The organism is Acholeplasma equifetale ATCC 29724, assembly GCF_000687735.1.
In the GTDB taxonomy this organism is placed as follows: Bacteria; Bacillota_I; Bacilli_A; order Acholeplasmatales; family Acholeplasmataceae; genus Acholeplasma; species Acholeplasma equifetale.
The window spans coordinates 1-6,393 of the sequence record NZ_JHXL01000017.1 but is presented as its reverse complement, the minus strand read 5'-3'; the positions used below and the strand labels follow the sequence as shown (position 1 = coordinate 6,393).

Sequence of the window (6,393 nt, the reverse complement as noted above, 5' to 3'; positions counted from 1 at the left end):
CCATCAACTGGGCTTGGTAATTCTGCATTAACTTTATCTGTTTCAACGATAACTAATGTATCGCCTTCTTTAACTTTGTCGCCTACTTTAACATTCCATTTTAGAATAGTACCTTCATGAATGCCTTCCCCAATGTCAGCAAATTTAAATTCAAACATGTTTATATTTCCTCCTAAGGTCTAACTTTAGCTAAATTTCTTAAATGATACGCAATCTTTTCTGGGTTAGGGAAATGATAATGTTCACCACGTGCTAAAGGAACTGTAATATCAAATCCTGTAACACGAACTGGAGCTGCTTCTAAATAATAGAATGCTTTTTCATTAACCATTGTTACTAACTCAGCTGCTGGACCGTATGATTTAACAGCTTCAGTTACAACCATAAATTTACCAGTTTTCTTAACTGATTCAATAATAGTTTCTTGATCATATGGAGCAATTGTACGTAAATCAATAATTTCTACTGAAATACCTTCTGCTTCAACAATTTTAACTGCTTTTTCAACTTCTCTAACGATAGCACCCCATGCAACAACAGTAATATCGTTACCTGGTTTTACAACTTTAGCTTTTCCAATCGGAACTTCATACATTTCTGAAGGTACTTCTTGTTTACCAGCACGGTAAATACGTTTAGGTTCTAAGAAGACAACTGGATCTGGATCGTTAATAGCAGCAAGTAATAAACCTTTAGCATCATATGGTGTTGAAGGTGTAACTACTTTTAAACCTGGAATTGATCCGAATAATGTTTCAAGTGCTTCTGAGTGGTGTTCAAGAGCACGGATACCACCACCGTGTGGAATACGTACAACTAAAGGCACCGGAAATTGACCACGAGATCTATTTCTAAATCTTGCAGCATGAGTAACTAAGTCTGTATAAGCTGGGAATACAAATCCATCAAATTGGATTTCAGCAACTGGTTTTAAACCATTAATAGCCATACCGATTGCAGCACCCATGATTGCTGATTCAGCAATTGGAGTATCGAATACTCTTTCTTTACCATATTTCTTTTGGAGGCCAGCAGTAACTCTGAATACTCCACCTTCTAGACCAACGTCTTCCCCAAATGCAACAACAGTTGGGTCTTTTTCCATAGCTTGGTCTAACGCTTGATTAATTGCTTCTAATAAAGTAATGATAGCCATGATTACTTAGCTCCTTCTTTTAAGAATTTTTTATGTTCTTCATATTGTTCTTTTAATTGAGGAGTCCATTCAGCAAATGTATGTTCAAAGATTTCTTCTAATTCAACATTTGCACCGTAACTTTCAACTTTCTTGAATGTATCGTTGATTTCAGCATTGACTTCTTCAACTAATTTAGCATCTTCTTCTTCAGACCAGTATCCTTTATCGATAAGGTAGTTTTTGAATCTGATGATTGGATCTTTTTCTTTCCAAGTATCTTCTTCTTCTTTAGTACGATATAATGTTGGGTCGTCTGAAGTTGTATGAGGCCCCATACGATATGTAACAGCTTCGATTAATGTTGGACCTTCACCGTTTCTAGCACGATCCATAGCTTCTTTTGATACAACATACATAGCAAGCATATCGTTACCATCAACTTGAACAAATGGAATACCAAATGCCGCACCTTTTTGAGCTAATGTTTCTGAATTTGATGCTTTACTTACGTGTGTAGAAATTGCATAATGGTTATTTTGAATAACTGCAACAACTGGTGCTTTGAATACAGCAGCGAAGTTTAAACCTTCATAGAATTCACCATGAGATGTACCACCATCACCAATTGTAAATACTGTAACTTCATTAGTTTTTCTAATTTTTGATGCCATTGCTAAACCAGCAGCAAGGTTAGATTGTGAACCAATGATAATGTTTGTTGGTAAAATTTTTACCCCTTCTGGACGAATTGAACCACGTTCATTACCATACCAGTATAGGTAAATAGATTCTAGTGGAACACCACGATATAATTGAATACCTAATTCACGATACATTGGTGAGTTCCAGTCTTGTGGTTCCATTGCAGCAGCTAATCCAACTTGAGTAGCTTCTTGCCCCATGCTTGGAGCATAAGTTAACATACGTCCTTGACGTTGATATTGTAAAGCCTTAATATCAGCATAACGACCAAGAACTGCAGTTCTATACATTTTTAATAATGTTTCTTTTGTTAACTTTGGTTCGTATTTAGCATTTACGACTTTACCTGATTGGTCTAAAATTTGAAATTGTTTGTCTTTAGACGCATCATATTTCTTTGCTATCATAAAATTCCTCCTATAAAAAGCTTTCTTAACATTGTCATTATATAATAAAAAAAACCTTTCCAAATGGAAAAGGCTTCAAAAAACAAACATCGTTTAAACTTTTCACACAAATGTGTTACATTTTATGTGAAGTTTACGATAACCCTTAAATTTTCTGAGGATGTCGAATAACGATTTCAGAAATAATGCGTTTAATATGTAAAAATTCACCAATATAAGCCCATACAAATGCGTTACGTATATCCTCACTCGTTGCATTAAACTTATCTATATCTACGTAATAACCAAATTGTCTTACAAATTGATCCATAAAAACAATAATTGTTCTAGTATTCCCTTCAACAAATGGATGTACAACCCATAACTCAACAATTAATTGACATAAATATTCAATAAACTCATATTTTGATAACTTTTTCCATTGAATGCCGTGAATATATTGAGAATCTAATTGTCTTAGTTCTTGTCTTATATTTTTATAGTCAGAGAATACAACATCACTATCACCTAAAATAAATTCACTTCGTTGAATATTCACATCTCTAATATCACCAGCCCAATAAAATACATGTTCAAATAGTATTTTATGAAGTTTTAACATATCATATGTACTATTGATTTTTATCGGATTTTTTTCGATTTTTATCATTGCTAAACCAAATTGTTTGGCTGTGTAGCGTTTAAGTTCAGCTTTATCAGTAATACCTTTAACATTCACATGAACATTTGTATTCGGATAAAAATACTTATTTGTCATGGTATTTTTCCCTTTCTAATGCGAATAAAGCTGTTTCATAATCAATTTCTTCTTTAGCATAAAGTTTAAGTATATTTAATGCATATTTACTTGGTTTTCCACCACCAAAAGCGTTATAAGCGATTGCTTTTTCTAATGCTTTATATGATTCATCAAATTTAGGAAGTTTTACTTCAAAAGGTAATCCTTTTTCAACACATACTTGATTTAAAAAGATATTAATTGCATCACTCATCTTTAATCCTAAATCTTTAAATACGTTTTCTGCTTCTTCTTTTACCTTTTCATTGACTCTTACATTAATATATTCATTCTTTTTCATATCATCACCAATTCTATTGTAACACATTCGTGTTACTTTTTCTATAAAAAGAAAAAGAGCCTTTATTAAAAGCTCTTTATATTACTTTTCGTCTTTATGTAAGAGTAGCACCATTTCTCTTAATGCTTTAACTGCCGCTTGAGTTGATGCTCCTGAAGGGTCTAAATGTGGTGCTAATTCAACGATATCTGCACCTACAATATTGTTTAATTTTTCAAATTGATCAAACGCCCATAATAAATCTTTAAATTGCATTCCTCCTGGTTCTGGTGTACCAGTACCTGGGAAGACCCCTGGATCTAATACGTCTAAATCAATTGTAATATATACTGGTTTATCTTTAAGTTGTTCAACAACTTTATCTAAACCTTCAAAGTCAAATTTACGTTGATAGATGTGTTTAGTAGCCCATTCAAATTCTGTTTTGTGGCCACTACGAATTCCAAATTGGAAAATATGGTTGTCACCTAAGAACTTATGTGCATGATACATAAATGTTGCATGACTTAATGTTCTACCAAAGAACTCTTCACGTAAATCTGTATGTGCATCTAAATGGATAACATGTAGATCAGGATATTTTTCATGAACCGCCTTTAAAACTGGATATGTAACTAAATGTTCTCCACCAATCATCATTGGTTTTTTATTGTCTTTTAAAATAGTTTTAGTTGCTTGATAAACAACTTCTAACGCATTTTCAACATGTCCAATAGGTAAATCTAAGTCACCTGCATCACATGTCTTATAATCCTTTAAATCCATATCACGATATGGACTATACCATTCAGTTCCAATAGAATCTAAACGGATAAAGTTTCCTGCAAACCTTGTACCAGGTCTAAATGATGTGGTTGCATCCATAGGTACTGAGAAGATAACAACATTTGCATCCTCATATTCACTTGTACATGATTGAAAAGATAAATCTACTTTTGATAATTTCATAGGTCTCCCTCGTATTTCATCCAATTTTCTTTATCAACAACTCGAATCAAGCCATCTTGTGAATCAGAAAGAATGGTTGATCCTTGTTCTTTATAAAATCTTAAGTCATCTAATATATCTTCATTAATGATTTCGCCTGGAATAACTAATGGAATCCCTGGTGGATATACCATAATATTTTCTGCAGCTACTTCATTTAATGCTTCTTCTATTTTAACAAATTTTTTAGGTGCATGATATGCTTCACGCGGTCTTGAATAACTTTCTGGATAAGTAAAACGTATTTGATGGATAATTGTGTTTTCTTTCTTATGTTTTGTAAGCTTTCTTAATCCTTCAATAAACTTTTCTAAATGAGCTTTAGTTGTACCTATTGAAAGTACTGCAAGAATAAGGTTTGTTTCTGCTAACTCCATTTGAATGTTAGATTCTTCACTTAATATGTTATAACAATCAAATCCAGTTAAACCCAAGTCAGATACTTTAACCATGATTTTAGTTTCATCATAGTTATAATCTCCATTTTCAACGATATACTCTTTAGTAATAGCTTTTAAACCTGGAATTTTATTTATTTCTTCTCTAGCCCAACGAGTTAACTTTATTACTTCATCTAATTTTTCTCTACCATGAAGTGCCATATAACTTCTACTTGTGTCAAGTGATGCCATAAGAAGTGATGAAGGTGATGTTGATTGTAAGATATTTAACGTTGACTGAACTCTATTTAAATCAACTCGATCACCTTTAACTAATAGTACAGATGATTGAGTAAGTGATCCAACTGTTTTATGTATTGAACAAGCACTCATATCAGCACCAGCTTCCATTGCAGAAAGTGGTAATGATTCATGGAATCTAAAGTGTGCCCCATGTGCTTCATCAACTAATACAACCATGTTGTTTGCATGTGCTAATTCAACAATTTCTTTTAGATTTGATGCTACACCAAAGTATGTAGGATTAATAACAAATACCGCTTTAGCATCTGGATGTTCTTTAATCGTTTCTTTTAATTCTTCAATATCAATGCCGTTTGCTATACCTAAATCCTTATCCATTTTAGGTTTTAAGAATATTGGCATTGCTCCCGATAAAATAAGCCCGTTTATCGCAGACTTATGAACGTTTCTTGGAATAATAATTTTTTCTTTTGCTCGACATACAGTCATAATCATGGTCATAATCCCTTGTGAGGTACCATTGATTAAAAAGAATGCATGATCTGAACCAAATGCATCTGCATACAATGCTTGTGCTTCTTTTAATACCCCTTTTGGTTTAGATAAATTATCTAATCCTCTCGGTGCATTAGCGTCTAATAAGAATACATTTTCACCTAAAAACTTTTTAAACTCTGTATCAATACTACCTAGTTTATGTCCTGGTACATCTAAAGATGTTGTACCAGATGTACCATAAGTTTTAAGCTTATCAAAAAATGGAGTTTTAGACTGGTCTAACTTATACATCGATGGCTTAACTTCCTTTTATTATTTTTTCAACACTATATGATACCACATGATACCACATTTTTGAACTTTCAAAGCATTTTTTATCAATAATATACATTTAAAATTTGAAAGTTTATTTATATTTTTTTAAAATAGGAACGCTCCAATATTAGCGCGTTTAAGTTTAATTTAATTTTTCCTAAAAATATAATTAAATCCCATATTATTGTTATACAAAATCAACAATCTGTTATTGTTATGGGTATTATACTATACTAATTCTTCACAAAAATAAAAAAAACTTACCTCTTTTGAGATAAGTTATTAATTTCAGGTATTTAAAATAGTTGGTGTAAAAAAACACCTTTCAATTAGGTGGTGGTAGTACACCATCTTTTTTAAAGGCCGAAATAAATATATAAAAAATGAAGAACACCTTTTTATAATATAGTTAGTCGTAACTAAAAAAACAAAGGAGTTCTTCATGTATGATAATATCACAAAACTATATAAATTAGAAAACATAAATTCAAAAATAGAATCACTTGATACCACAATAGATGGTGAAGTACTTACACTTCATCTAAAGTTACTAAAAGATAATATAAGTTGTCCACTCTGTCAAACATATCCGATGTATTTTCATGGTTTTAGGTTAAAAAAAT

At 31.9% G+C, this 6,393-nt stretch carries 8 protein-coding genes; 1 reads left to right on the top strand and 7 read right to left on the bottom strand.

What is annotated here, in order from left to right; all coding sequences use genetic code 11:
- The 7 genes from T434_RS07775 to T434_RS07280 form a co-directional block, all read right to left on the bottom strand.
- Positions 1-158, bottom strand: a 158-nt coding sequence (locus T434_RS07775; protein WP_084301125.1) for a biotin/lipoyl-containing protein, incomplete at its 3' end; no start/stop codon positions are given.
- Between the two features lie 14 nt (positions 159-172).
- Positions 173-1,156 carry an alpha-ketoacid dehydrogenase subunit beta gene (locus T434_RS0106025; RefSeq protein ID WP_026400303.1) on the bottom strand — a complete coding sequence of 328 codons (984 nt, stop codon included), beginning with the start codon at positions 1,154-1,156 and terminating at the stop codon, positions 173-175.
- Positions 1,157-1,158: 2 nt separating this feature from the next.
- Entirely contained in the window at positions 1,159-2,247 is a 1,089-nt protein-coding gene (gene pdhA, locus T434_RS0106020; protein WP_026400302.1) for a pyruvate dehydrogenase (acetyl-transferring) E1 component subunit alpha, read from the bottom strand.
- A 145-nt stretch (positions 2,248-2,392) separates the two neighbouring features.
- Positions 2,393-3,004 carry a Fic/DOC family protein gene (locus T434_RS0106015; protein ID WP_026400301.1) on the bottom strand — a complete coding sequence of 204 codons (612 nt, stop codon included), beginning with the start codon at positions 3,002-3,004 and terminating at the stop codon, positions 2,393-2,395.
- Positions 2,994-3,326, bottom strand: coding sequence for a type II toxin-antitoxin system RelB/DinJ family antitoxin (locus tag T434_RS07285; protein WP_051614504.1), 333 nt, complete (start codon positions 3,324-3,326; stop codon positions 2,994-2,996). Before T434_RS07285 ends, T434_RS0106015 begins: the two co-directional genes overlap by 11 nt.
- An 81-nt stretch (positions 3,327-3,407) precedes the next feature.
- Positions 3,408-4,274, bottom strand: a complete 867-nt coding sequence (gene speB / locus T434_RS0106005) for an agmatinase (RefSeq protein WP_026400300.1) — start codon at positions 4,272-4,274, stop codon at positions 3,408-3,410.
- Entirely contained in the window at positions 4,271-5,746 is a 1,476-nt protein-coding gene (locus tag T434_RS07280; RefSeq protein ID WP_162150794.1) for an aminotransferase class I/II-fold pyridoxal phosphate-dependent enzyme, read from the bottom strand. The genes speB and T434_RS07280 overlap by 4 nt, the downstream gene beginning before the upstream one ends.
- 466 nt (positions 5,747-6,212) lie before the next feature.
- On the opposite strand from T434_RS07280, the gene T434_RS07275 reads away from it, so the two are divergent.
- A partial coding sequence (locus tag T434_RS07275; protein ID WP_026399902.1) for a hypothetical protein occupies positions 6,213-6,393 on the top strand: 181 nt, incomplete at its 3' end.